Annotated in this window: 28 protein-coding genes; 24 read left to right on the top strand and 4 right to left on the bottom strand. The window is 35.2% G+C overall.

All coding sequences use genetic code 11. The features are described from left to right. Positions 1-231 precede the first annotated feature (231 nt). The 8 genes from mltG to mtnN all read left to right on the top strand — a co-directional run bounded on the left by mltG (position 232) and on the right by mtnN (position 7,956). Positions 232-1,350, top strand: coding sequence for an endolytic transglycosylase MltG (gene mltG, locus PGC35_RS12215; protein ID WP_375219359.1), 1,119 nt, complete (start codon positions 232-234; stop codon positions 1,348-1,350). A gap of 115 nt (positions 1,351-1,465) precedes the next feature. Then, positions 1,466-2,101 (top strand): O-methyltransferase, encoded by a 636-nt coding sequence (locus tag PGC35_RS12210; protein WP_375219358.1) that lies wholly within the window; start codon positions 1,466-1,468, stop codon positions 2,099-2,101. 4 nt (positions 2,102-2,105) lie between these two features. Continuing rightward, entirely contained in the window at positions 2,106-3,035 is a 930-nt protein-coding gene (locus tag PGC35_RS12205) for a peptidase U32 family protein (protein WP_375219357.1), read from the top strand. A gap of 17 nt (positions 3,036-3,052) precedes the next feature. Then, the gene (locus tag PGC35_RS12200; RefSeq protein WP_375219356.1) at positions 3,053-4,327 is read left to right on the top strand and encodes a peptidase U32 family protein; all 1,275 of its coding nucleotides are present in this window, start codon (positions 3,053-3,055) and stop codon (positions 4,325-4,327) included. Further along, a complete protein-coding gene (udk, locus tag PGC35_RS12195; RefSeq protein ID WP_053588809.1) occupies positions 4,327-4,965 on the top strand; it encodes a uridine kinase in 639 nt (212 codons plus the stop codon). The genes PGC35_RS12200 and udk overlap by 1 nt, the downstream gene beginning before the upstream one ends. A gap of 112 nt (positions 4,966-5,077) precedes the next feature. Then, positions 5,078-5,551, top strand: a complete 474-nt coding sequence (greA, locus tag PGC35_RS12190) for a transcription elongation factor GreA (RefSeq protein WP_053588810.1) — start codon at positions 5,078-5,080, stop codon at positions 5,549-5,551. A gap of 162 nt (positions 5,552-5,713) precedes the next feature. Further along, positions 5,714-6,400 (top strand): YrrS family protein, encoded by a 687-nt coding sequence (locus PGC35_RS12185; RefSeq protein WP_375219355.1) that lies wholly within the window; start codon positions 5,714-5,716, stop codon positions 6,398-6,400. Between the two features lie 863 nt (positions 6,401-7,263). Further along, positions 7,264-7,956 carry a 5'-methylthioadenosine/S-adenosylhomocysteine nucleosidase gene (gene mtnN, locus PGC35_RS12180; protein ID WP_375219354.1) on the top strand — a complete coding sequence of 231 codons (693 nt, stop codon included), beginning with the start codon at positions 7,264-7,266 and terminating at the stop codon, positions 7,954-7,956. Between the two features lie 196 nt (positions 7,957-8,152). Here mtnN and sigK read toward each other — a convergent pair whose 3' ends face one another. After that, complete coding sequence (gene sigK, locus PGC35_RS12175; protein ID WP_053592077.1) at positions 8,153-8,881, bottom strand: RNA polymerase sporulation sigma factor SigK; 729 nt, start codon at positions 8,879-8,881, stop codon at positions 8,153-8,155. Positions 8,882-9,028: 147 nt separating this feature from the next. Then, entirely contained in the window at positions 9,029-9,568 is a 540-nt protein-coding gene (gene pssA, locus PGC35_RS12170) for a CDP-diacylglycerol--serine O-phosphatidyltransferase (RefSeq protein WP_053588813.1), read from the bottom strand. Between the two features lie 87 nt (positions 9,569-9,655). On the opposite strand from pssA, the gene PGC35_RS12165 reads away from it, so the two are divergent. The 12 genes from PGC35_RS12165 to PGC35_RS12110 all read left to right on the top strand — a co-directional run bounded on the left by PGC35_RS12165 (position 9,656) and on the right by PGC35_RS12110 (position 19,062). Further along, the gene (locus tag PGC35_RS12165) at positions 9,656-10,438 is read left to right on the top strand and encodes a phosphatidylserine decarboxylase (protein ID WP_375219353.1); all 783 of its coding nucleotides are present in this window, start codon (positions 9,656-9,658) and stop codon (positions 10,436-10,438) included. 37 nt (positions 10,439-10,475) lie between these two features. Beyond that, entirely contained in the window at positions 10,476-10,997 is a 522-nt protein-coding gene (locus PGC35_RS12160; protein WP_375219352.1) for a YqeG family HAD IIIA-type phosphatase, read from the top strand. Continuing rightward, a complete protein-coding gene (gene yqeH / locus PGC35_RS12155; protein ID WP_053588816.1) occupies positions 10,994-12,097 on the top strand; it encodes a ribosome biogenesis GTPase YqeH in 1,104 nt (367 codons plus the stop codon). The genes PGC35_RS12160 and yqeH overlap by 4 nt, the downstream gene beginning before the upstream one ends. A gap of 13 nt (positions 12,098-12,110) precedes the next feature. Beyond that, positions 12,111-12,941 (top strand): shikimate dehydrogenase, encoded by an 831-nt coding sequence (gene aroE, locus PGC35_RS12150; RefSeq protein ID WP_375219351.1) that lies wholly within the window; start codon positions 12,111-12,113, stop codon positions 12,939-12,941. Then, positions 12,928-13,233: a ribosome assembly RNA-binding protein YhbY gene (yhbY, locus tag PGC35_RS12145; RefSeq protein WP_375219350.1), complete on the top strand. Its 306-nt coding sequence runs from the start codon at positions 12,928-12,930 to the stop codon at positions 13,231-13,233. Before aroE ends, yhbY begins: the two co-directional genes overlap by 14 nt. Next, positions 13,230-13,805 (top strand): nicotinate-nucleotide adenylyltransferase, encoded by a 576-nt coding sequence (locus PGC35_RS12140; RefSeq protein WP_375219349.1) that lies wholly within the window; start codon positions 13,230-13,232, stop codon positions 13,803-13,805. Before yhbY ends, PGC35_RS12140 begins: the two co-directional genes overlap by 4 nt. After that, positions 13,792-14,358, top strand: coding sequence for a bis(5'-nucleosyl)-tetraphosphatase (symmetrical) YqeK (gene yqeK / locus PGC35_RS12135; protein WP_375219348.1), 567 nt, complete (start codon positions 13,792-13,794; stop codon positions 14,356-14,358). Before PGC35_RS12140 ends, yqeK begins: the two co-directional genes overlap by 14 nt. Positions 14,359-14,362: 4 nt before the next feature. Next, a complete protein-coding gene (gene rsfS, locus PGC35_RS12130) occupies positions 14,363-14,713 on the top strand; it encodes a ribosome silencing factor (RefSeq protein ID WP_053588821.1) in 351 nt (116 codons plus the stop codon). Continuing rightward, positions 14,713-15,450 (top strand): class I SAM-dependent DNA methyltransferase, encoded by a 738-nt coding sequence (locus PGC35_RS12125; RefSeq protein WP_375219347.1) that lies wholly within the window; start codon positions 14,713-14,715, stop codon positions 15,448-15,450. Before rsfS ends, PGC35_RS12125 begins: the two co-directional genes overlap by 1 nt. Positions 15,451-15,521: 71 nt before the next feature. Continuing rightward, a complete protein-coding gene (locus PGC35_RS12120) occupies positions 15,522-16,142 on the top strand; it encodes a helix-hairpin-helix domain-containing protein (RefSeq protein WP_375219346.1) in 621 nt (206 codons plus the stop codon). Positions 16,143-16,216: 74 nt separating this feature from the next. Beyond that, entirely contained in the window at positions 16,217-16,780 is a 564-nt protein-coding gene (locus PGC35_RS12115) for a ComE operon protein 2 (RefSeq protein ID WP_053588824.1), read from the top strand. A 23-nt stretch (positions 16,781-16,803) separates the two neighbouring features. Continuing rightward, positions 16,804-19,062, top strand: a complete 2,259-nt coding sequence (locus PGC35_RS12110) for a DNA internalization-related competence protein ComEC/Rec2 (protein WP_375219345.1) — start codon at positions 16,804-16,806, stop codon at positions 19,060-19,062. Between the two features lie 662 nt (positions 19,063-19,724). Here PGC35_RS12110 and PGC35_RS12105 read toward each other — a convergent pair. After that, the gene (locus PGC35_RS12105; RefSeq protein ID WP_082355158.1) at positions 19,725-19,859 is read right to left on the bottom strand and encodes a YqzM family protein; all 135 of its coding nucleotides are present in this window, start codon (positions 19,857-19,859) and stop codon (positions 19,725-19,727) included. A 155-nt stretch (positions 19,860-20,014) separates the two neighbouring features. Here PGC35_RS12105 and holA point away from each other — a divergent pair, with 155 nt between their 5' ends. Continuing rightward, positions 20,015-21,019 carry a DNA polymerase III subunit delta gene (holA, locus tag PGC35_RS12100; protein ID WP_056831629.1) on the top strand — a complete coding sequence of 335 codons (1,005 nt, stop codon included), beginning with the start codon at positions 20,015-20,017 and terminating at the stop codon, positions 21,017-21,019. Between the two features lie 41 nt (positions 21,020-21,060). Here the strand turns inward: holA and rpsT are convergent, their stop codons facing one another. Then, positions 21,061-21,309, bottom strand: coding sequence for a 30S ribosomal protein S20 (rpsT, locus tag PGC35_RS12095; protein WP_053588826.1), 249 nt, complete (start codon positions 21,307-21,309; stop codon positions 21,061-21,063). A gap of 161 nt (positions 21,310-21,470) precedes the next feature. On the opposite strand from rpsT, the gene gpr reads away from it, so the two are divergent. From gpr to lepA, 3 genes are all read left to right on the top strand, one after another. After that, positions 21,471-22,487, top strand: a complete 1,017-nt coding sequence (gene gpr, locus PGC35_RS12090; protein ID WP_053588827.1) for a GPR endopeptidase — start codon at positions 21,471-21,473, stop codon at positions 22,485-22,487. Between the two features lie 102 nt (positions 22,488-22,589). Further along, the gene (gene spoIIP, locus PGC35_RS12085) at positions 22,590-23,384 is read left to right on the top strand and encodes a stage II sporulation protein P (RefSeq protein ID WP_053588828.1); all 795 of its coding nucleotides are present in this window, start codon (positions 22,590-22,592) and stop codon (positions 23,382-23,384) included. A 240-nt stretch (positions 23,385-23,624) separates the two neighbouring features. Then, positions 23,625-25,454, top strand: a complete 1,830-nt coding sequence (gene lepA, locus PGC35_RS12080; protein WP_053588829.1) for a translation elongation factor 4 — start codon at positions 23,625-23,627, stop codon at positions 25,452-25,454. Positions 25,455-25,909 lie beyond the last annotated feature (455 nt).

The following is a 25,909-nucleotide window of genomic DNA, read 5'->3' as shown; positions in this document are numbered from 1 at the left end:
AGAAAAAGGTGGAAGGAGATTACTCATTCTACCTTTTTCTTTTTGTCGTTTAAAATCTCGTTTTCCATCTGTCCACCCTTCCAATATATTAGATAAAAAGAGAAGTAATGTCTTTCGGTCTGTGGGCTAACCACAAGCACAATTCCCTAAAGAAAGAAGGAATCCCTTTAGTATTCCTTGCGCTTTTCTTGTTATCTTGTATAATAAAATGGAAATAAAGGGGGGGAACCCGTGGATAATGAATCAAAAAAAGAGGTAATGTTAGAAAGAATGAAAAACAAGAAAAAAGAAGTAAAAGTTGTTAGAAAAATTGTATTCATAATTGCACTAATCATTCTATTAATTGGTGGGATTGGAGGGTTTATAACGTATAAATATGTAAAAAATGCGTTGGAACCTTTAGATCCAAATTCAGAAGAGACCATTAGTGTTCAAATACCAATTGGCTCGGGACTAGATTCAATTTCTTCTATATTAGAGAAGAGCGGTATAATTAAGGATGCTAAAATATTTAAATACTATGCGAAGTTTAATAATGAATCTAATTTTCAAGCAGGTGATTATAGTTTAACAAAGGCTATGACATTAGATGAGATAATACAAAGTTTAAAAACTGGTAAAGTTTATCGTGAACCAGTATTTACTCTGACAGTTCCTGAAGGATTAACATTAGACCAAATAGGTGCTGTTGTAGAAAAGAAAACAGGACAACCTGCAGATGACTTTGTTAAATTAGTAACAAGTGAAGAATTTGTTGATAGAATGATTGTTAAGTATCCAAATCTTTTAACTGAAGAAATTAAGGGTGAAAATGTTCGATATGCTCTTGAAGGTTATTTATTCCCTGCTACATACCCTTTTTATGTTGAAAAACCTACTCTAGAAGAAATTGTAGAAACAATGATTACTGCAACGGATAGTACGATAGCAAACTACTATGAACTTCTAGAAGTTGAAGGGAAATCAGTACACTGGTTATTAACATTCGCTTCTTTGTTAGAAGAAGAAGCAACTGCTAAAACAGATCGTGAAACAATTGCAAGTGTATTCTACAATCGTTTGGAGGCAGAGATGCCTTTGCAAACAGACCCAACTGTTCTATATGCACTTGGCAGTCATAAAGAGCGTGTCCTATTTGAAGATTTAGAAGTGGATAATCCTTACAATACATATCAAAATCAAGGCTTGCCACCGGGACCTATTGCAAATGCAGGGAAATCCTCGATTGATGCTGTATTAGATCCTGCTAAAACGGATTACTTATACTTCTTAGCTGATAAAACGGGCCAAAATCATTTTTCGAAGTCATATGAAGAACATCTTCAAAATGTAGACAAATATTTAAAATAAATAATAGGCAGGAGAAGGAACGATATCGCATTCCTTCTCCTGCTATGTTATTATTAGTTTTGTTTTTTACATAATTAATCATTAACTAATTTTTAATCTAAAGGGGTAGCACTTTATGGACGTAAGTGAAGAATTTTTGAAAGAGCTAATAAAACCTCGTGCAGAAATTTTTTTAGAGATGGAGAAATATGCAAAAGAAAATCACGTTCCTATTATGCAATTAGCAGGTATGGAATCATTAATTCATTTGCTTTCTTTACAAAAACCAAAAACTCTATTAGAACTCGGTACTGCTATAGGCTATTCCTCGATGCGTATTGCAACAAAATTAACTTCCGCAAATATTGTTACGATCGAAAGAGACGTTGATAAAGCAAACTTAGCTAAAAATTATATTGAACGAGGAAAGCTTCAGGATCGTATCGAAGTAATTATCGGGGATGCATTAGAGATTTCAAATGAAATTTTCAAAGAACAGAAATTTGATGCTATTTTTATTGATGCAGCTAAAGGTCAATATAAGAAATTTTTTGAAAAGTACGCTCCATTGTTAAATGATCGTGGGGTTATTTATTGTGATAATTTATTGTTAAATGGTCTGTCCGAATTACCGATGAGTGAAGTACCACGAAGAAAAAGAACGATGGTACGCAATCAACACCATTTCACACAATGGTTATTGAATCATCCAGACTATGACACGGCTTTTCTTCCAGTTGGAGATGGAATGCTAGTAAGTATTAAGAGGTGAGATTATGAGTAAGACAGAGCTATTAGTAACTCCAGAAAGTATCGAACATATGAAACATCTTATCGAGGCCGGGGCAGATGCATTTTTAGTAGGTGAGCAATTATTTGGTTTGCGTTTAGCAGGAGAATTTAATTTGAAGAATCTTGAAGTTGCAACTAAACTGGCAAAAGCGCATAATAAAAAAATATATGTAGCGATGAATGGACTTTTTCATAATGATAAAGTAGAACTACTTGCACCATACATGCAAAAACTCCAACAAATTGGGGTAGATGCAATTGTTTTTGGTGATCCAGCTGTTATTATTGCTAGAAGAGAAGCGGGTGTAACTATACCTCTCCATTGGAATACAGAGCAAACAGCAACTAATTACTTTACAGCAAATTACTGGGGAAAACGAGGCGCTTCAAGAGCAGTACTTGCTAGAGAACTTAGTTTGGATGAAGTCATTGAGATTAGAGAAAATGCTGACGTCCAAGTTGAAGTGCAAGTACATGGTATGACCTGCATTTTCCAATCCAAAAGGCCGCTACTTGGTAATTATTTCTTGTTTCAAGACAAAGCAATGGAAATAGAAAATCGCTCGAAGAACAAAAACATGTTTTTACATGACAAGGAACGTTCGAACAAATATCCAATTTTTGAAGATCAAAATGGAACTCATATTTTCAGTCCAAACGATATGTGTATGATTGATGAATTAGACGAACTTTTGGATGCTGAAATTGATAGCTTAAAAATTGATGGGGTATTACATGATCCCTCTTATGTAACGCTTGTTACGAGTTTCTACCGTCAAGCAATTGATGCTTACTATAATTCAAAATCGAGCTATAAGGATATTAAAAAAGATCTGTTTAACAATATCAAGGAAATACAACCTGCACTAAGACCATTAGATACTGGATTTTTCTTTAAGGAAACAGTTTATTAAGAAAGGGAAGGTTTCAAATGACTATTACGAAAATAGATAAAATTAGTGACCGAATAGATGGTAAACGGGTAATTACAAAAAAACCTGAATTATTAGCTCCTGCTGGTAGCTTAGAAAAACTGAAAATCGCTGTTCATTATGGAGCAGACGCTGTATTCATAGGTGGTCAAGAGTTTGGTCTTCGTTCCAATGCTGGGAACTTTTCCATTGAGGAAATGCGTGAAGGCGTAGAGTTTGCTAATCGATATGGGGCTAAAATCTATGTGACAACCAATATTTTTGCTCATAATGAAAACATGGATGGCTTAGTAGAATATTTACAAGCAGTGGAAGCAGCAGGTGTAACTGGTATCATTGTGGCGGATCCGCTCATAATTGAAACCTGTAGAAAGAATGCTCCAAAATTAGAACTACATTTAAGTACTCAACAATCTTTATCTAACTGGAAAGCAGTCCAATATTGGAAGGAAGAAGGATTAAATCGCGTTGTGCTTGCCCGTGAAACAAGTGGTGATGAAATTCAGTTGATGAAAGAAAAGGTGGATATTGAAATTGAAACATTTATCCACGGAGCCATGTGTATTGCCTATAGCGGAAGATGTACCCTTTCTAATCATATGACTGCTCGAGATTCTAACCGAGGGGGTTGTTGTCAATCCTGTCGTTGGGATTATGATTTATATGCACAGGAAAATGGTGAAGAACAGGCTTTGTTTAACGATAATGACGTTCCTTTTGCTATGAGTCCGAAGGATTTAAAGCTTGTTGAATCTATTCCTAGAATGATTGAGATGGGGATTGATTCATTAAAAATTGAAGGACGCATGAAATCCATACACTATATAGCAACAGTCGTTAGTGTGTACAGAAAAGTGATTGATGCTTATTGTGCTGATCCTGAAAACTTCCAAATGAAGCAAGAATGGTTAGAAGAACTTGAAAAGTGTGCTAATCGAGAAACGGATACAGCATTCTTTGAAGGAGAGCCTGGTTTTAAACAACAGATGTATGGGGTACACGATAAAAAATTAGGATTTGATTTTGTAGGACTAGTTTTAGATTATAACGATGAAACGCAAATGGTAACACTACAACAGCGTAATTATTTCAAGTCTGGCGAGGAAGTAGAGTTTTTCGGACCAGAAATTGAAAATGTTCGTATTGTTATAGGTGAGATAAAAAATAGTAAAGGACAAGTATTGGATGCTGCACGACATCCTTTAGAAGTTGTTCAATTTACATGTCCTATAAAATTATATCCAAATAATATGATGAGAAAAGGGATGAAATAATGTCTAATAGAACCCCTCTTATTATTGGGATTGCTGGTGGATCAGGTTCTGGTAAAACAAGTGTTACTAACGCGATTAGTGAAGTATTTAAAGATCATTCAGTAGTAGTAATCGAGCAAGATTATTATTATAAAGATCAAAGTCATTTAAAGTTTGAAGAGCGATTGAACACCAATTATGATCATCCTTTAGCATTTGATAATGATTTACTTATTGAACATGTGAGTAATTTATTGAATAATAAAGCAATAGAAAAGCCAGTGTATGATTATGCACAACATACTCGATCTACAAAAACAATTACAATCGAGCCTAAAGATGTAATAATTCTAGAAGGAATATTAGTATTAGAAGATGAGCGTCTTCGAGATTTAATGGATATTAAATTGTTCGTTGATACTGACTCGGATTTACGAATAATCCGTCGAATACTTCGGGATATAAACGAAAGAGGTCGTACGGTTGATTCTGTAGTAGAGCAATATATTAACGTTGTCCGTCCTATGCATAATCAGTTTATCGAACCGACAAAAAGATACGCGGATGTAATTATTCCTGAAGGCGGACAAAATGAAGTTGCAATTGATTTAATGGTTACAAAAATAAAAACTATTCTTGAAACAGATGTTATTGTATAATATGATGATTGTGGATTGACAATTATTTCATGAAATTCATATCATTATAAATCTCAACATATGAATGGTACATGAAAATGTTTTAAGTGTGTATTTAAAGGAGTGTATGGGAGTGTCAACAGAGAAACAATATCCAATGACCGTTGCTGGTAAAAAGAAATTAGAAGAAGAACTAGAACTATTAAAAACGGTTAAACGTAAAGAAGTAGTAGAACGTATTAAAATTGCCAGAAGTTTTGGTGATTTATCGGAGAACTCTGAGTATGATTCTGCAAAAGAAGATCAAGCGTTTGTGGAAGGAAGAATTTCAACAATCGAATCAATGATCAGAAATGCAGTAATTATTGAAGAAGAACAAAATAATGACGTTGTAACGCTAGGGAAAACAGTAACATTTATTGAAATTCCTGATGGCGATGAGGAAACTTATACAATCGTAGGTTCAGCTGAAGCAGATCCTCTAGAAGGACTTATTTCAAATGATTCTCCAATTGCAAAAGGACTACTTGGTAAATCAACTGGAGATAAAGTTAAAATTGTAACTCCAGGTGGAGAAATGGACGTAGAAATTATCTCAATTTCTTAATATGAAATAGTTTATTCAATCTAAAGAGGTTATAAAACGCTTACATTTGGTTGAGATTAGAGGAGGTAAACAAATTTGTTTACCTCTTATTTAATTTAATCGAAACTAATCGAGTTTTTTAGCGTCTAATACAACTATAATAATCTATAGAGGTGAGATAAGATGTCAGAGAACAATAGAAGAGCGAACTCTAGATTAAATAGAAAGAAAAAAGCTAATAGAATTTTAAATATATTAATAGGTATTGTCTTGCTTTTAATCATCGTAGTCGTTGTAAACATAGTAAGTGATGACACGGATACAACGAAGGAAGAAAAAAATACTGAAGTATCTGAAGAAACGATGAATGATGAAGAAACCGGGTCAACGGTAGAAGACGAGAACGAAACAGAAACTGACCAAAATAATACAACAGAGACCGAAGAAACGGAAGATAAATCCAAATCAAATGAAGAGACACAATCAGAAGAGAATGAAGAAACCAATACAGAAGAAAATACAGAAGTCATAACAGAGGCTTCTAACGATCCGAATGTCGAAAGTGTAATAATTGATCCAAGCTGGAAACCTATTGGTACTTCACAAACAGGTGCACACACGTCAAGCTATGATACCAAGTCAGTAGATTGGGCAGAGAAAGTTCAAGCTTTATCGTATGGAGCGGGTTTGGACCCTTCTAATATGTATGTGAAGTTTTTAGGTAATGGCGGTAGTCCTCAAAAATCTATCGGTACTGTAACTTCAAAGGATGGTAACGAAATCTATCGAATTTCATTGGAATGGATCGATGGGGAAGGCTGGAAACCAACTAAAAAAGAAATTCTTAAGTCACTAGAAAACGCCTCTTAAGAGGCGTTGAGACTGTAGAAAAACTTAAATATGTTTTTATATAGGATTATTCAGGTTTTCTGAAGCTGACCGCCCGCTTCGTCGCTACGCTAAGAAAGTCTATAGAATTTCACTTTACTATTTATGTCGTCCGATAAATTAGAAAATCGTTTGAAACGGCTTCCTTTCCGCGGGCGTTGCCTTAGCCTCCTAGGCCAACACGATGTTGGTCATGCAATCGTTGCCGCTGGATGCGGCGAACTTAGATTGCCTTCCCCTCAACTGCGGGGTCTTCGGCAAACGCTATTCCCGCAGGAGTGTCGCCTATTTCAACGATTTTCTAACTTACTAATTGAAAAAATTTAAGTGATAAAACAATAAAACTTGTACTATTAATGGCAAGATGGTTTTCTAATTGAAAAGCGTATAATAGTTGATTTTCGTTTCAGGCGGCGACTCCAGCCGGAATAGCAAATGTTTTCTGCACCGAAAGCGAAGCGTCAGGTGCATGAGGTGAAGACCCTGGACTGAGCGTAGCGAAATTATATTTTTGCGACGAGCTTGCGCAGGAGCATTGTTTTTTGCGACGAGCTTTGCGCAGGAGCATTGTTTTTTGCGACGAGCTTTGCGCAGGAGCAAGGGAAGCGGCTGAAGCCATGCCGGCGGAACGCGTCCGCTTGAACCGGAAATTAGCGGGTCTAAAATAATAGTCAAGTATGTGAACAACTTGTCGTTCACATACTCTAAGGAAACACTTCAGACCGACATGAAAACGCTTGACATTTGAGTAGAGGGTTCGTTAACAGACTTAAGACGCCTCTTGACGTAAGAGGCGTCTTAACTTATTTTTAAATAAGTGCTTTTTTAGAGAGGTGGAAAATAAAATGAAAATAGCTATAATAGGTGCAATGGAACAGGAAGTAGAATTATTAAGAAATGAAATAGAAAATGCTCAAACGGAGATTATTGCAAATAGTGAGTTTACGGTTGGTACGTATAAAGATCGAGAAGTAATTTTATTGAAAAGTGGAATTGGAAAAGTGAATGCAGCAATGACCACTACGATCTTATTAAACCAATTTAAACCGGATTATGTGATTAATACTGGTTCTGCAGGAGGGTATGATCCCGATTTAGAAGTTGGAGCTATTGTGATTTCTAATGAAGTACGTCATCATGATGTAGATGTTACTGCTTTTGGTTATGAAATTGGTCAGGTTCCTCAGCTTCCACCGGCATTTAAGGCTGATACTCACCTAATGCAACTAGCAGAAGAAGCTGTAAAAGAGATTGGTGAACATCAAGCAGCGACTGGATTAATAGCAACTGGTGATATTTTTATGCACAACCCTGAAAAGGTTGAGATTGTTCGTCAGAATTTCCCTCAAATGAAGGCCTGTGAAATGGAAGCAGCGGCTGTTGCTCAAGTATGTCACCAATTCAATGTTCCATTCGTGGTTATCCGTGCTTTATCTGATATTGCAGGAAAAGAGTCTTCTATTAGTTTTGACGAATTTTTACCGGTAGCAGCAAAACATTCGACAGAAATAGTTTTGAATGTTATTGAAAAACTTTAAAACTTCATGAAATTGACAACTTATAAATGAAAAAATTGGTTATATTTACTTATTCTTATGGTATGATGAAAGCATAATAAACGATTTCATTATGCATTAGGAGGAGATAATATGATTTTTCTGATGGCCATGTCTATTTTGATTACTGCAGTTTTAAGTTTTATTATGATTTCGGAGACTAGCGAAGATTAATCCTCTAAGCTCTTTTGGTGTTAGTAGCATCAAGAGAGTTTTTTTCATGGATATAGGACTGATATAGTTTGACTAGTGCACGTTTTTCTATTCGAGAAACGTAACTCCTAGAAATTTTTAATTGTTTTGAAATTTCTTTTTGTGTCATTGGAAGATGACCTAATAATCCGTAACGTCGAACAATTATTTCTAACTCTCTTTTCTCCAAATTGCCTAGATGCTTGTAAAGTCGACTCATGTCTTCCTGATCAACAAGTTGTTCATCTGTGCTTTTTTCTATTCCTTGTAGTAAATCGGTAATTTCAAGAGAATGTCCGTCTTTATCCATACCAATCGGTTCATGTAAGGACACATCTTTCTGAACTTTTTTTAAGGAACGTAAATACATAAGAATTTCATTTTCAATGCATCTAGCCGCATAAGTGGCTAGCTTTGTTTTTTTTGTTGGTGTATAGCTATTTACTGCCTTCATCAACCCAATAGTTCCAATTGAAATATAATCATCTAAAAGCTCATGTTTTGGGTGGAATTTTTTTACGACGTGTGCGACTAATCGCATGTTTCGTTCTATTAGTTCATCTCTAGCAGATAGATCTCCTGCTAAAAATCGTTCTATCATCACTTTTTCTTCTTCAGGTGTGAATGGTTGATGGAATGCCTGACCTTTTAGATAACCGAGAACTAGAGGAAGTTCAACGACCATGCTTATAAAAGCAGTGAAAAGACCAGAGATAGTGTTCACCTCCATCTGTTGATAAGTTTAGTATATGTCGAATTAAGCCAAAATATGAAAAGATATGCCATAGCATGTCTCTATCACACAATAGGTGCTCATTGTATGAACATAAAAAAAAACGACTGCAAATGCAGGCGCTTAATTTCATACTTTTCTTAAAGTAAAAGTGCTAATCATTAATAATGCTAGAATGATAAATAAAAACATATAAGAGACGGAAGGGATATAATTAATAGCAAAATAGGACAAAGTTAGAATTACTCCTGCTACTGTTATTGGAAGCCCTGTAAAATATCCGTTGGATTCTGAAATATTAAAGCGTGCTAATCTAAAAGCACCACATGCTATATAAATAACTGTAATAACCATTCCAACAACACTAAATTCCTGTAAAACCAATGAATAAATGAGAAGTGCTGGAGCGACTCCAAAAGATATAATATCACTCATTGAATCCAACTGCCTGCCTAATTCAGATTCAAGTTGAAGTTTTCTTGCTACCATACCATCAAACCGATCCAATAAACCGGCTACAAATATAAATAAAACACTATATGTGTATAGTTCATTCATTGTTGCCATAATTGCTGCTCCACCAAAAGCAAGATTACCAATGGTAATCATGTTTGCTGCATGTGATTTCAATTTTTTTACTGTATTTGTCATAACGTCTTGTAAATACATTGCAAATCACTCCTTTACAAATAATATATTTGTTCATTATACTTCGGATAAGAAAAAATTGTAAGAGTTTTTCAAAGGGAGACAAAAATGAAAGAGAAAATATACCAATCGTTGATTGAGTTAACAAATGGAAAATGGTCTTCGGTCATCCTTAAAGGGTTTGCCCAATCCAAACTTAGTAAAAGGCTCATACCATCTTATATTAAATATTTTGATATATCAATTCAAGAAATAACTAGTAAGATGGATGATTTTTCTTCATTACATGATTTTTTTATTCGTCATGTGAAGGATGAATCTAGACCTATCATGAGCTCTGAAAATGCGATTATAAGCCCTGTTGACGCTACAGTAGAAAAAATTGGAGATATAACAGCTGATGGAGTATTCCATGTTAAAGGAAAAACTTATTCTCTTCACAATATGTTAGGAACAGAGAAAATAGCAGAAGAGTATGTGAATGGAAAATATATTGTATTATATTTGAGTCCGGCTGAATATCATCGTATCCATGCGCCTGTAAATGGGAAAGTACTTCGCCAGTATGTTCTTGGAAAAAAATCATACCCAGTAAACAAGTGGGGACTTATGTATGGCAAAAATACAATTAGCGGAAACTATCGTTTACTAACTGAGTTAGAAATGCCAAATAATAAAAAATGTTTTTTTATTAAAGTAGGGGCTATGTTTGTGAATTCAATTGAATTGACAAATAAAACTAAAGAATGGTCAAAGGGAGAAGAAGTGGGATATTTTTCTTTTGGTTCTACGGTTGTAATGTTCTTTTCAGAAGAAAGTATTGAATTTGCAACGACGATTCGTGAAGGTCATTTTATACGAATGGGTGAGTTAGTAGCAAATATGCTATAATCGATAAAGAAAATGCATCGAATTGGAGTGTTCTTAGTTGTATCAAAATTTTATACCGAGTGAATTTGTAAGAAGCGTCTTCCATATTAAGCCTGAGTTGCTAAAGGAAAAGGGTATTAGAGGCATAATTACAGATTTAGATAACACATTAGTAGAATGGGATCGTCCAGATGCTACACCTAAACTAATTGAATGGTTTGCAAGCATGAAGGCTGCTGGTATTCAAGTGACAATTGTATCTAATAATAATGAGATGCGAGTTCAATCTTTCGCGGATCCACTTGGAATTCCCTTTATATATAAAGCAAGAAAACCATTTGGGAAAGCTTTTCAGCAAGCATTGAAAATAATGTCTGTAAAAAAAGAAGAAGTAGTAGTTATAGGCGATCAACTATTAACGGACGTGTTTGGTGGAAACAAACAAAAGCTACATACTATATTAGTTATTCCTGTAGCAAAATCGGATGGTTTCTTTACGAAATTTAACCGTTTAGTGGAACGAAGAATTTTTCGTTATTTGGATAAAAAAGGACAAGTTACATGGGAGGAAGAAGAGTGACAGAAACACCAAAATGTATCGGTTGTGGTACAACTATTCAAACAGAAAACATTGGGGATCCTGGTTATGCACCTGCATCTTCGTTAGAAAAAGATTTTATCATTTGTCAGCGTTGTTTTCGTCTAAAAAACTACAATGAATTACAGCCAGTTTCTTTGACGGATGATGATTTTTTAAGAATATTAAATGGTCTAGGTAAACAAAAAGGATTAATCGTTAAAATAGTAGACATATTTGATTTTAATGGTAGCTGGCTTCCAGGATTACATCGCTTTGTAGGAAATAATCCAATTCTATTAATAGCAAACAAAGCTGATTTGCTACCTAAATCAGTAAAGAAAAATAAAGTGATAAATTGGATGAAGCAAGAATCGAAGAAGTTGGGACTTTCTCCAATCGATGTTCTTTTTGTTAGTGCGCATAAAGGGACTGGAATGACCGAAGCAATCGAAGCAATTGAACATTACCGTAAAGGGGAAAATGTGTATGTTGTCGGTTGTACAAATGTTGGGAAGTCAACCTTTATAAACAGAATCATTAAACATGCAACAGGAGAAGATGCAGTTATTACAACTTCTCATTTTCCTGGGACTACACTGGATATGATTGAGATTCCTTTAGACGATTCAAAAGCTTTATTTGATACGCCGGGGATTATTAATCACCACCAGATGGCGCATTATTTAGATCCGACTGAACTCAAATTTATTACTCCTAAGAAAGAAATAAAACCGAAAGTATTCCAACTGAATAGTGAACAAACATTATTTTTAGGTGGCTTATCTCGCTTTGATTTTATTAAGGGTGATAGATCTGCTTTTACATGTCATATTGCGAATGATATTCCGATACATCGCACAAAATTGGAAAATGCAGATAATTTATATAAAGAGCATAAAGGAAAGTTATTGTCTCCTCCATCCGAGCAATTTGCGGACAAGCTACCTCCATTGGTAAGACATGAATTTAAAATTAAGGATGCGAAAACAGATATTGTTTTTTCTGGTTTAGGATGGATAACGGTACAACATGGCGACGCTATTGTAGCTGCCCATGCTCCAGCTGGTGTAGAAGTTTCAATCCGTCCATCGCTTATTTAGGAGTGTAAACACAATGAAAAAATGGTTTGCAGTTATAGGGAATCCTATTTCTCACTCTCTATCCCCATTTATGCATGAAAAATGGCTTAGTGAGCTGGAGATAGACGCTTCTTATATACCTATTCATGTCGAAGAAGACAACTTAGAAGAAGCAATAATGGGGCTAAAGCTTCTTGGTTGTAGTGGATGGAATGTGACAGTTCCTTATAAGGAAGCGATTATTCCATTTCTAGATGATATTGATGAATCTGCAAAGGGTATAGGAGCGGTTAACACTGTAGTGAAAACAAAAGATAATCGATTTATTGGTTATAATACAGATGGTTTTGGATTTATTAAATCACTTGGTCCCATTAATTTGGAGGACAACATTTTAATTATTGGTGCTGGAGGGGCTGCTAGAGGTATTGTAAATGCATTTAAACAAGGTGGATTTACTAATATTACAATAGCGAACAGAACAGCTAAGAATGCAGAAAAAATGATCCATGACTTACAAATTGGTCATTTCATCACCTTAAACGAAGCGGAAGCACAATTGAATTCATTTGATATAGTTGTACAAACAACTCCGCAAGGGATGAAAAATCAAGCAAATACATTACCAATACAACTAAATAAATTAAAACAGCATGCAATTGTTGCGGATATTGTATATAATCCTTTAGTTACTCCTTTTTTAGAGGAAGCAACAAAATATAACGCTAGAACTATTAATGGGTTAGGAATGCTCGTACATCAGGGAGCAATCGCGTTCTCTTATTGGAATGGTGTATATCCAAAGTCAGAAGATATGATAGATCGTTTAACAGAAAATTTAGGAGGAAATTATGTTAACAGGTAAACAAAAAAGATTTTTACGAAGTGAAGCACACCATTTATCACCTATTTTCCAAGTGGGAAAAGGCGGAGTAAATGATGCAATGATAAAACAAATCGGGGAAGCACTAGAAGTTCGCGAATTGATTAAAATTAGTATTTTACAAAACTGTGAAGACGAAAAGCATGAAGTAGCAGAAGCACTAGCAAAAGGTGCAAAAGCAGAATTAGTGCAATTAATCGGCTTAACAGTTGTATTATACAAACCTTCTAAGAACAATAAGCGAATCGAGCTTCCAAAAGCGAGTCGTGCATGAGTAAAAAAGTAGGAATTTTAGGTGGTACCTTTAATCCTCCACATATGGGTCATTTAATCATTGCGAACGAAGTGTTACATGCGTTGAACTTAGATGAAATACGTTTCATGCCAAATGCTACCCCACCACATAAAAAGAAAGATGAACACGTTTCAGAAGCTAATCGACTGAAGATGGTAAAACTAGCAATAAAGGATATGCCAAAAATGAATGTAGAAACAATTGAATTAGAACGTGGTGGTACTTCCTATACGTTTGATACAATGGAGCTTTTGCAAGAAAGGGAGCCATCGACTACATTCTTTTTCATTATTGGTGGAGATCAAGTTGAATATTTACCGAAATGGCACCGTGTAGAAGAGTTAGTAAAAAAAGTGCAAATTGTAGGAGTACCTAGACCAAATACTACATTTGAAACTGCATATCCTATTATTAAATTGGATATCCCACAAATCGAATTATCTTCCACGATTGTACGGAATCGTCTACAGAATAGAAAAACAACGAAGTTTCTCCTTCCAGAATCTGTTAAAGATTTCATTCAAAAGGAGAAGTTATATGAAGCACGTTGATCTACTAGAAAAGATTAGAGATCGTATGCCTCCTAAACGTTTTGAACATACAAAAGGTGTAGCTAAAACGGCAATACATTTAGCAGAGAAATACGGGGAAGATAAAGAAAAAGCAGAAATAGCTGGGATCTTACACGACGTAGTAAAATTTGCGGATAAAGATTGGTTGAAACAGAATATCTTATCTGAACATCTGGACCCGATGCTACTAACTTTTCATCATGAACTATGGCATGGTCCTGTTGGAAGTATCGTAGCAAAAAAAGAATTTTTTATTGAAGACGAAGACATACTTCATGCTATACGCTTTCATACTACGGGTAGAGCAGGTATGTCCAATTTGGAAAAAATTATTTATATTGCAGATATGATTGAACCAAGTCGAAGTTTCCCAGGCATTGAAGTCTTACGTGATAAGGCAGAAATTGAATTAGATCATGCCATGATCAGTTGTGTGACACATAGTATAAAATTTTTAATTGAAAAAAAACAACCGGTTTATCCGGATTCATTTCATTGTTACAATGATTTGTTAAATAGAAAGGAAAAGTGAAGGAATGAATTCTTCAAAATTACTAGAAATAGCTTATAAAGCAGCAGACGACAAACGTGCAGATGATATTGTCGTACTGAATATGCAAGGAATATCTTTGCTTGCAGATTATTTTTTGATTTGCCACGCAAGTTCTGATCGTCAAGTCCAAGCAATTGCAAAAGAACTTTCAGAACAAGCAGCTGTAGCTGGGTTTAATGTAAAACGTTTAGAAGGTTTTGATGAAGCACGTTGGATTTTAGTTGATATGGGAGACGTTGTTGCCCATGTGTTCCATAAAGATGAGCGTACTTATTACAATTTAGAGCGTCTTTGGGGAGATGCACCATTGATTGAAGTAGGGCTTGATGCATAATGGCTATGTACGATCAGTTTGCATTTATATATGATCGTTTGATGTCAGATATACCTTATGCAAAGTATGCGGAATGGGTGCAAACAAAAGCACCCCATTCTGCAGGGAAAAAACTGGTTGATATTGGATGTGGTACAGGAGTATTAAGCGTCCAATTTGCAAAAGCAGGATATGATGTAATAGGTGTAGATTTGTCAGAATCGATGCTTACAGTTGCTCAAAATCGTAGTTTGGATAATAATGTCCAAGTCTCGTTTATTTGTCAGTCTATGTCTGAAATGGATGGTTTCGAAGGTATAGATGTTGCAGTGATCGCTATTGATTCTATAAATTATTTAGAGAAACTGGATGAAGTGAAACAAACTTTTCAACATATTTACCACTCCTTGGTAGAGGGTGGACAACTATTTTTCGATGTTCATTCACTATTCAAAATGGATGAAATATATCCGAATGGCCCATTTACATATGAGGATGAGCAAGTGGCATATATTTGGAATACTGAAATAGGCGAAGAGAGCCATTCTATTTATCATGATATTACATTTTTTGTTCGTGACGAGGCTGGTTATTACGAACGATTTGAAGAGTCACATTACCAACGAACATTTCCAGTTGAAACATATATAAATCTATTAAAAGAAATTGGTTTTTCTTCCATTTCTAACTCCACTTCTATATTTGGAGAACAATCTCAAGATGAGATTGAAAGATTCTTTATCCACGCTGTAAAATAAGTCTTTCATTTAAGAGGTAAATTTAGTATAGTTTGGGTAACTCCATATAATTTACCTCTTCCTATGAGAGGATGATATTTCTGGTACTTTCTATTTTTCAGAAAAACAAGAAAAAACTGTTGCTCCCAACTTCAGTTGCATTAGCATTCCTTTTTTTTATCATTCAATCCCACTTTAACTCCGCTAATTCCACAGCGGATTCAATTCAACCTATCCCTATAAATGAAGCAATTCAACCACAAGAATCACCCATTGAATTCTTAGAGGACAATCGAATATTTGTCGAAGTAAAAGGAGCAGTCAATATGCCTGGTGTATATGAACTAGCACCTGAGGATCGCGTATTAAATGCAATTGAGCTTGCAGGAGGTTATTTGCCAACAAGTGATAGCAAAGGTATTAATCATGCGCAAAAAGTAGAAGACGAGATGGTTATCTATGTTCCGGTAGAAGGCGAAGAAGTAGAATCTCTCTTGAGTTCTTCTGGTGAATCCTCTAACCTTGTAAACATTAATACAGCAGATATAGCTTTACTCACTACGTTACCAGGTATAGGACCAGCAAAAGCAGAATCGATTATAGCTTATCGAAATGAACAAGGAATCTTTAAAGAAACCGCAGATTTAATGAAAGTAACAGGTATTGGTACTAAAACGTTTGAAAAGTTAGAGTCTTTAATAACTATAAAGTAAAAATTTGTGTTGTTGACGTGTGATTGGACAAACTACTAAACTAAAGGAAGTATTATTATTTAGGAGGTAGTTATATGGAGCGTATAACATGGGACCAATTTTTCATGGCACAAAGCCATTTACTTGCTTTAAGAAGTACATGTACACGGTTAGGAGTAGGAGCAACAATTGTTCGAGATCGTCGAATTATGGCTGGAGGCTATAATGGGTCAATCTCCGGAGGAGACCATTGTATCGATCACGGTTGTTATGTAGTCGACAATCATTGTGTTCGGACTATTCATGCTGAGATGAATGCTCTTTTGCAATGTTCTAAGTATGGTATTTCGGTGAATGGGGCAGATTTATATGTTACTCATTTTCCTTGCTTACCTTGTACGAAATCTATCATTCAGGCTGGAGTTTCTCGTCTTTACTATGCACAGGATTATAAAAATAACCAATATGCAGTAGAGCTTCTAGAGCAATCCGGTGTACAAATCATCCATGTGCCATTTGATGATCGAAAAATCGACTTCTTAAGTGACGAAAAAGTTGAATTATATATGGAACTTCTTACAAAACTTCGTGAGAAAGGAGCGAGTAAAGAAGAATTGGTACCTTATGAAACGAAGGTGGCAGAGTTATTCGGTCTTTAAATATAAAAGGAAATATTATTTATATGGCCTTATCAGTAGTTGTTGCTTCCATAGCAACTTATGAATCGATAAGGCTTTTGTTTTTATTAGTACTGATCGTATTTTGGCTACTATATAAAGGAAAACAATTATTGTTAATTGTGCTGGTTGTCATTTTTGGTAGTTCTTCCTACATGTACTTTACTTACAGCATTCCAGCACCTTCTGAAAATGTTGCTGTGAATAAAATTACCTGGACAGATAGCTACAGGATCAACGGTAGCTATTTACGAGGATTTGCCTTTGGAGATGATCAACAAAAGTGGTATGTTCAATTTAAAATTAAATCAGAACAACAAAAAAACGACTTCTTAAACGAGTCGATTGCTGGTAAAAGTTTTCTAATTGAGTCGCAAGAAATTTTAAAAGCCCCTTTATCTCATATGTATGCTTTTGATATGGAAGCATATATAAAAAGTAATGGAGCTGTCGGACAAATAGAGGTACAGAAATATCAGTTTGTAGGAAATGAGAAAAGCTTTGTCAGTTTTATGGCGGAAAAAAGATTTGATATGAAACAACATATTCAGTCGACATTTCCACACTCATTACAATCTGAAGCGGAAGCATTGCTAATCGGAAGTCGTGAACAAATGCCAACAGATTTACAAGTGGCCTATCAAACCTTGGGTATAACACATCTTTTTGCTATCTCAGGACTTCATGTTGCACTAATAACCCTCATTTTGTACGAACTACTCATTCGCATTGGAGTTAGAAAAGAATCCGCAAGTTGGCTGTTAATTTTAGTGCTTCCTATTTATGCATTGTTAGCTGGAGGAGCACCATCCGTATGGAGATCTGTTTCCGTTACTGAGATAGTATTAATAAGTATGGCATATAGGAAAAAAATTGCTATGGATGATGCTTTTTCGCTAAGTATTATCGGATTTGTATTCATTAGCCCTTGGATTGTATATCAAATTGGTTTCCAATTATCATACTTAGCTGCTTTTTCACTAATCTATTCATCTGTACTTTTAAATAGTAGCTCCTCTTATTTAACGCAATCATTCATGATTACAGCTGTATGTCAATTAATCGTTTATCCTATTCTACTTTATCATTTTTACGAGGTATCGATATCCTCCTTTTTAGCAAATCTACTTTTTGTACCTTTATTTTCTTTTCTCATTCTACCAATAAATATCTTCCTCTTATTTTTAACCTATCTCTCAACTTCTATTAGTGGGTTTATGTTTTCAATGTACGAGCCTATTCGTGTTAAGTTGGAAACATTCATCTTATATATTGGTCATCTACCATTTCAATTATGGAATCCAATGAGGCCTTCACTATCAATCGTGTTTTTTGCTTATTTAACTGTGTTTTTCTTTTTTGTTTGCTTGGAAAAGAGAAAGAGAATAATTATTGGAACAATTACACTACTTATTCCGATAGTTTTTATGCATATCAAACCATATTTGAATTCGTCCACATGGATTAGCTTTCTTAATGTTGGACAAGGGGATTGTATTATCATTGAAATGCCCTACAGAAAAGAAGTGATCATGATTGACACAGGAGGACTGTTAAGGTTCGAACAGGATTCTTGGAAAGAGACTAATGAAAAATATGAGGTTGGAAGACAAATTGTTGTACCTTTTTTAAAAGGGAGAGGAATAACAAAGATTGACACTCTCGTTATAACGCATGCAGATGCAGATCACATGGAAGGTGCTGAGGAAGTCTTAGAAGAAATAAAAATAGAACAAGTTCATATTACCCCTGATTCCACTCAAAAAGAAGTGATGAATGATTTAATAAAGGAAATAAGGAAACAAAATATACCTGTGCTTGAAAAGATTGCAGGTGATCACATAGAGTCTAAATATTTTCAACTTCAATATATTTATCCGTTTGATAATATGTATGAGGGAAATAATGACTCACTCGTATTGTCTATGAAAAATGCCTATTTTCATGGATTGTTTATGGGTGATTTAGAGAAGGAGGGGGAAGAGGAGCTTATTTCAAGCTATGCAAGCGCAATTAAACAGCTTACTTTATTAAAATTAGGACATCATGGAAGCAAAACATCTAGCATTGAATCTTTCTTAGAGCTGACTGAGCCTGACATCTCCATAATCTCAGCTGGATATAATAATCGTTATGGACATCCCCATCTAGAAGTAGTAGAGAGATTAAACAGGTTAAATCTACCTTATATACAAACTGGAAATGATGGGACGATTCAAGTAGAAATAAAAAAGAATGGAAAAATAATGATTTCTACACCATAAAAGACAAAGAGTTTTGTCGAATAAGTCCCTAAATGAAAGACGGCGACTCTCCTGAAGGAAAACGAGACAGTCACAGCCCCGCACGTAGCTTAGCAAGGACACTGAAAAAGTCTATAGAATTTGACTTTTTAAATAAGCTCTTCCAATAAATAAGAAAATCGTTGAAACGGCTCCCTTTCCGCGGGCGTTGCCTTAGCCTCCTAGGCCAACACGATGTTGGTCATGCAATCGTTGCCGCAGGATGCGGCGAACTTAGATTGCCTTCCCCACAACTGCGGGGTCTACGGCTATCGCTATTCCCGCAGGAGTGTCGCCTTTTTCAACAATTTTCTATAAATACTAATTTATAAAATTTAAGTGATGAAAACATGCTCTATTAATGGTATGACGTTTTTCTAATTGAAAAGCGGATAATAGTTGATTAGAGTGGAAGGCGGCGACTCCAGCCGGAAAAGCAAATGTTTTCTGCACCGAAAGCGAAGCGGCAGGTGCATGAACTGAAGACCCTGGACTGAGCGTAGCGAGGGAAGCGGCTGAAGCCATGCCGGCGGAAAGCGTCCGCCTGGAAAGAAAATCTATCGCACTTTTTAATAGAAGTACGAAGAAAGAGGCTGCCCTTAGAAGTCATTTTTTATGACTTGCAGGACAGCCCCTTCTCTGCTTTATCGAGCGATAAACTCAATAATTACTGCGATAGCGAACATTATTGTAAAAAATCCAAAGGAGACTACGAAACCTACGCCTGAGTCGATAGCGTCGTTACGTTTCGACTGTACATTTTGTTCAAACTGATTCATTGATACCCCTCCTATTTCCACCTAATTATAAAGTATTATATATAAAAAATCTACATGGAAACGGTCAATTTTCTATTCACTACTATAATGTCACAAATTATTCATTTATTCTACTGTATAATAAGATTATTAAAGTTAAACAAGGGGATTTATAAATGATTTCAGAAAAATGGATGCAAATAGCAAATAATAAAATAGCAGATGTTTATTTATTATATGGAACGGAAGCCTATTTTATCGAAGAAACTTTAAAAAAACTTAAGAGACAATTAAGTGAAAGTGGAGAAGTAGAAGTTATAAATTTTGATCTGGAAGAAAACAATATAGAAGAAGTTATTTATGAAGCAGATACTATTCCTTTTTTCTCTGATCGTAAATTAGTAATTGCAAAAAATGCCTTCTTTTTGAAAGCTGCTGAAAAAGGGAAAGAGAAAATTGTCCATGATACAGTAGTATTAGAAAAATGGGTTCAAAGTCCATCTCCAACTTCAGTTACGGTTTTTATTGCGCCTTATGAAAAACTTGATGAAAGAAAAAAAATAACAAAAGCGATGAAACAACATGCTGAAGTAATTGAAGCTTCTAGTTTACAAGCTCATGACTTAAAAGGTTGGATTTTGCATGAGGTTTCTAATCTTGGGAAAACAATCTCCGATGAGGCAGTAGAAGGTTTAATAGAAATCGGAGGAACAAATTTAGTTCATTTACAAACAGAATTAATGAAAATTACGACTTACTTAGGGGAACAGGAAGAAATTGATATTAATACGGTGAAGTTGCTTCTCGTTAGAACATTAGAACAAGATGTTTTTTCTTTAGGAAATGCCTATTTAACAGGAAACAAAGGGGAAGCAATCGAAATATATCATGACTTATTAAAACGAAAAGAAGACCCACTTAAGCTAAATGCTCTAATAGCGACTCAGGTACGTTTAATGATACAGGTAGGGCACTTAAAGAAAAGAGGATATCACGCACAACAAATTGCAAATCAACTAAAAGTACACCCTTATCGAGTGAAGTTATTATTTGATAATCCTAATCTCCAAAATGAAAAAAAATTGCTTTCAACTTTAAATGATCTTGCAACAGTAGACTTGCAACTAAAAACATTAAATATTAATCGAGATAGAATTTTAGAAATGTTTTTGATGAAATAAAAAAGAAAGACTGGCCGATGAATCGGATCCAGTCTTTTTACTTACGCTTTTTTCATTAATTGAGCTTTCTTGCGAGTAGCTGCGTTTTTATGAATTAAACCTTTAGAAGCTGCTTTTTCAACTTGTTGAATTGCAGTTTTAATAAGTTCTTTTGCGTTTTCGTCGTTATTAAGTGCAGCAGTGTCAGCTTTTTTTACAGCAGTACGCATAGCTGATTTTGCTTTTGCATTTTGAGCGTTTAACGTCTCGTTTTTCTTAACACGTTTAATAGCAGATTTAATATTTGGCATACCTTTCACCTCCTAATAAGGTCTGAGATGATACTTTTATGTGTTGAAAACTGTCTAATACAACAAGCATTATTTTAACAAACGAAAAAACAAATTGCAATATATAAATGCAAAGAATATTTACTTGACACATCGTACAAACTATTTAGGAGGTGATTTATATGTGGGGAAGAACAGATCTTTTAGATGAAACGGAAGAAATGGTACAACACAAAACGAAAACTCAAAAAGAGACATTAAGTAATTCAGAAGGAATAAAGTTTGACGAAAGTCGAAGCGGCGCAGTCTTAATAACTTCAATAGAAGTAAATGAACAAGGTGAGAAAAAAATAGGCAAGAAAAAAGGAAAATATATTACGCTTACAGATCTGACGGTGAATCCAGAAGTTGAGGAAAGTTTTGAAGCCTTGGAAAAAATGTTTTTAGAGAAGCTTGACGAGATGCATCAAGGATTAAATTTATCAAATTCTTCTAAAGTGTTAATAATTGGACTAGGAAATTCTACGATAACTCCAGATGCTATTGGACCAAAGGCAATTGAATACTTACAAGGTTCCTCTCTATCCCAAAAATCAGAAAACGTAAAGGTAGTAATGTATGCTCCAGGAGTAACTGGTCAGACAGGTTTTGAGACAAGTGACTTTATAGAAGCTATTAGCAAAGCATTTCAGCCGGATTTGATAATTGTGATAGATGCACTTGCAGCAAGAAATAGCGAACGACTTTGCAAAACGATTCAGCTGACGAATACAGGTATTCATCCTGGATCGGGAGTCGGTAATCAACGAAAAGAAGTATCAGAAGAGGTTTATGGTGTTCCTGTAACTGCAATTGGGATACCAATGGTGGTCGATGGTCCAGTCTTATATGCAGATGCGATGGAAAATGTTATACATTATATTGCATCTAAAGTAGAGGAAAAAAGTAGACCTTCCTCAGCACTTGCTGTTACCCCTATGGTGTCTAGCAAAAAATCGACTCTTGATAAAACTGTTTTACAACCGATATTTGGAGAATGGGTGACATGGTCAACGGATGAAAAAAGAAAATTGTTTGAAGAAGTGTTCGTAGGAAAAAATTCTTCTTTATTTGTGACTCCGAAAGAGACGGACGCATGGGTTGAGCAGTACGCTTATTTATTATCTAATGGAATTGAAAATTGGATTTCAAGCAGATAATTAGCGCGACTTTTATTCTTAAGGAATCTTCTTAATTACAGTTGTATAGTAGTTCTAAAAATACTCTCCTCAACATACGATTGTTTGAGGAGAGTGGAAATTATGGCTAATTCCCTTAAGAATTTAACAAGCATTTTAATACTATTATTTTTAGCTCCCATTGTGATCGCTACAATCCAAACACCTCTTGTTACGCAACAACCCGAAGAAAAGAAAAAAGAGGAAACACCAATTGTCTATGCGGCACAGCTGGAATCACCACCAATTGTTTCAGAAATTACTGATCCTAAAAAAGCATTTGTGTATTTTACTCATTACCAAGAAGCATACCAGCCTATACTTGCGGCAAAAGGAGAGAAGGTTTCAGTTTATCATCCTGAAAGTAATATAACTACCTTTCAAGAACAACTCACAGCTCAATTTGCATTCCACCAAGTAGAATCAGAGTTTTTGGATGACTATAATAAGCAAGAAATAAAAGACTATCATACGATTCGCCCATTTGTTCAAAATGCCTTAGCTCATAATAAGTATGATATTATTCTTGATATTCACAGAGACTCAATGAAAGCGAATGTAACGACTCTTAAGGTCGGCGAAGAAAGCTATGCTAAATTTATTTTTGTAATTGGAGCGGAGCATGACAACTACCGATGGAATGAGCAGTTAGCTAATAATCTCTCAGATCAATTAAATAAATTAGTTCCTGGAATATCACGAGGGGTTTTGGTTAAATCAGGGAAGGGTGTAGATGGCGTTTACAACCAAGACCTTGCCAAAAATCTTCTTGTAGTCGAACTTGGAGGCGTCGATAATAATGAACAAGAAATTAATCGTTCTATCGCTATATTAGCGAAAGCTATTTCTAATATGTTTTACGAACCGATAGCATCTTAAAGTACCAAGAGATTGAGCTTATAGCTTAATCTCTTTTTTACTTGATTGTTTTACTAACAGCTTTTTGATAAGATTATATTCTGGCAAAAATAATTTTAAAGGTAACATATCCATTGAATTTATACTTTGGAAAGTTTACATACAAGAAATACATAATTATTTAACAGACATATTTGTAATTCGTTACGAAAAAGGTTTTGTCTGTTATAATTCTTAGTAGTTTAATTAGGAGTGAACAAGATGAATCATGAACAGAGAATGGATCGACAAAAAAAGATTCGTAACTTTTCGATTATAGCCCATATTGACCACGGAAAATCAACTTTGGCAGATCGTATTTTAGAAAAGACGCAAACATTAACTTCACGCGAGATGAAAGACCAGTTACTCGATTCCATGGATTTGGAGCGTGAAAGAGGTATAACGATTAAATTGAATGCGGTGCAACTGACATACAATGCAAAAGATGGAGAAGAATATATATTTCATCTAATTGATACACCAGGACATGTCGATTTCACATACGAGGTTTCTAGAAGCTTAGCTGCTTGTGAAGGAGCCATCTTAGTTGTGGACGCAGCTCAAGGTATCGAAGCACAAACTCTTGCGAATGTGTATCTAGCATTAGACAATGATTTAGAGATTCTACCGGTTATCAATAAAATCGATTTACCTGCTGCTGATCCTGAGCGTGTTAGAAATGAAGTTGAAGAAGTTATAGGATTAGATGCATCCGAAGCTGTTCTAGCTTCTGCTAAAGCAGGGATAGGTATAGAAGATATTCTGGAGCAAATAGTAGAAAAAGTGCCAGCACCATCTGGAGATCCTGCAGCCCCATTAAAAGCGCTTATTTTTGACTCGTTATTCGACCCTTATCGCGGTGTAATTGTTTATATTCGTATTATGGAAGGTACTGTAAAACCAGGAGATACGATAAAAATGATGTCTTCTGGTAAAGAATTCGAAGTAGTTGAAACAGGGGTTTTTACACCAAAATCTACTATGCGTTCAGAGTTGACTGTTGGGGACGTAGGTTTCTTAACAGCGTCCATGAAACATGTTGGCGATTCAAGTGTAGGGGATACAATCACTTTAGCTTCGAACCCTGCTTCTGAACCACTTGCTGGATATCGAAAAATGAATCCTATGGTTTTCTGTGGTTTATACCCAATTGATAACGCAAAATATGTTGATTTACGGGATGCCTTAGAAAAATTACAACTTAATGACTCAGCTTTAGAGTTTGAACCAGAAACTTCACAAGCACTTGGATTTGGATATCGTTGTGGATTCTTAGGACTGCTTCATATGGAAATTATTCAAGAACGTATTGAGCGTGAATTTAAAATAGATTTAATCACGACAGCACCTAGTGTTATTTACGATGTTAAGTTGACCAATGGAGAAACGATTAAAGTAGACAACCCATCTATGATGCCAGATGTCCAAAAAGTAGATACAATTGAAGAACCATACGTTAAAGCTTCTATTATGGTACCTGAAGATTATGTGGGATCTGTAATGGAGTTATGTCAACGAAAACGTGGGAATTTTATCACGATGGATTTCTTATCTAAAGCTCGGGTTAATATTATTTATGAAATTCCTCTATCTGAGATTGTATACGATTTCTTTGATGCTTTAAAATCAAGTACAAAGGGTTATGCATCTTTTGATTATGAACTGATTGGATACAAAGAATCTAAACTAGTTAAAATGGACATTCTTTTAAATAGCGAGAAAGTCGACGCATTAAGTTTTATCGTTCATAAAGATTTTGCTTATGAACGTGGAAAAGTAATTGTTGAAAAGTTAAAAGCGCTTATTCCTAGACAACAGTTTGAGGTTCCAGTTCAGGCAGCGATTGGTCAAAAGATTGTTGCACGTTCAACGATCAAATCAATCGGCAAAAACGTTTTAGCAAAATGTTATGGTGGAGATATCTCACGTAAACGAAAACTTCTTGAGAAACAAAAAGAAGGTAAAAAACGTATGAAACAAGTAGGTTCAGTAGAAGTACCACAGGAAGCATTTATGGCTGTTCTGAAGATGGATGAACCTAATAAGTAATTGATTAAAGGGATAAGAATAAAATTCTTTTGAAATTAATATTTTTCAATGAACTTGCCACCGTTTGTATTTTTCGGTGGTAAGTTTTTTTCATTTTAGAATAAATAAACATATGCATTGAAAAAAGGACTTAATAAGGTTCATTCAGACTGTAGACAAACTCTAAGGTTTTTGAGTATATCTATAGTCTTTTTTCTTTTAAAATAAAAAATGTCATAAATAGTAATAGGATTTCCGCTCCGGGCGGACGCTTTCCGCGGGCGGGGCCGAGCCGCTTCCTTTGCTCCTGCGCAAGCTCGTCGCAAAATTAATTTCGCAAAGCTCAGTCCAGGGTCTCGACTGTCCCGCTTTTCCCGCTGGAGTCGCCGCCTCCGCTAAGGATCTAATTAAAAACACACAATACTTGAGTAGTGATGGATTATGACGTTAACAGTTAGAATTGCTAACGATTAACC

The organism is Psychrobacillus sp. PGGUH221 (assembly GCF_042055255.1).
In the GTDB taxonomy this organism is placed as follows: Bacteria; Bacillota; Bacilli; order Bacillales_A; family Planococcaceae; genus Psychrobacillus.
Note: the sequence above shows the minus strand (reverse complement) of the source record. Positions and strands in the feature narration are given on the sequence as shown.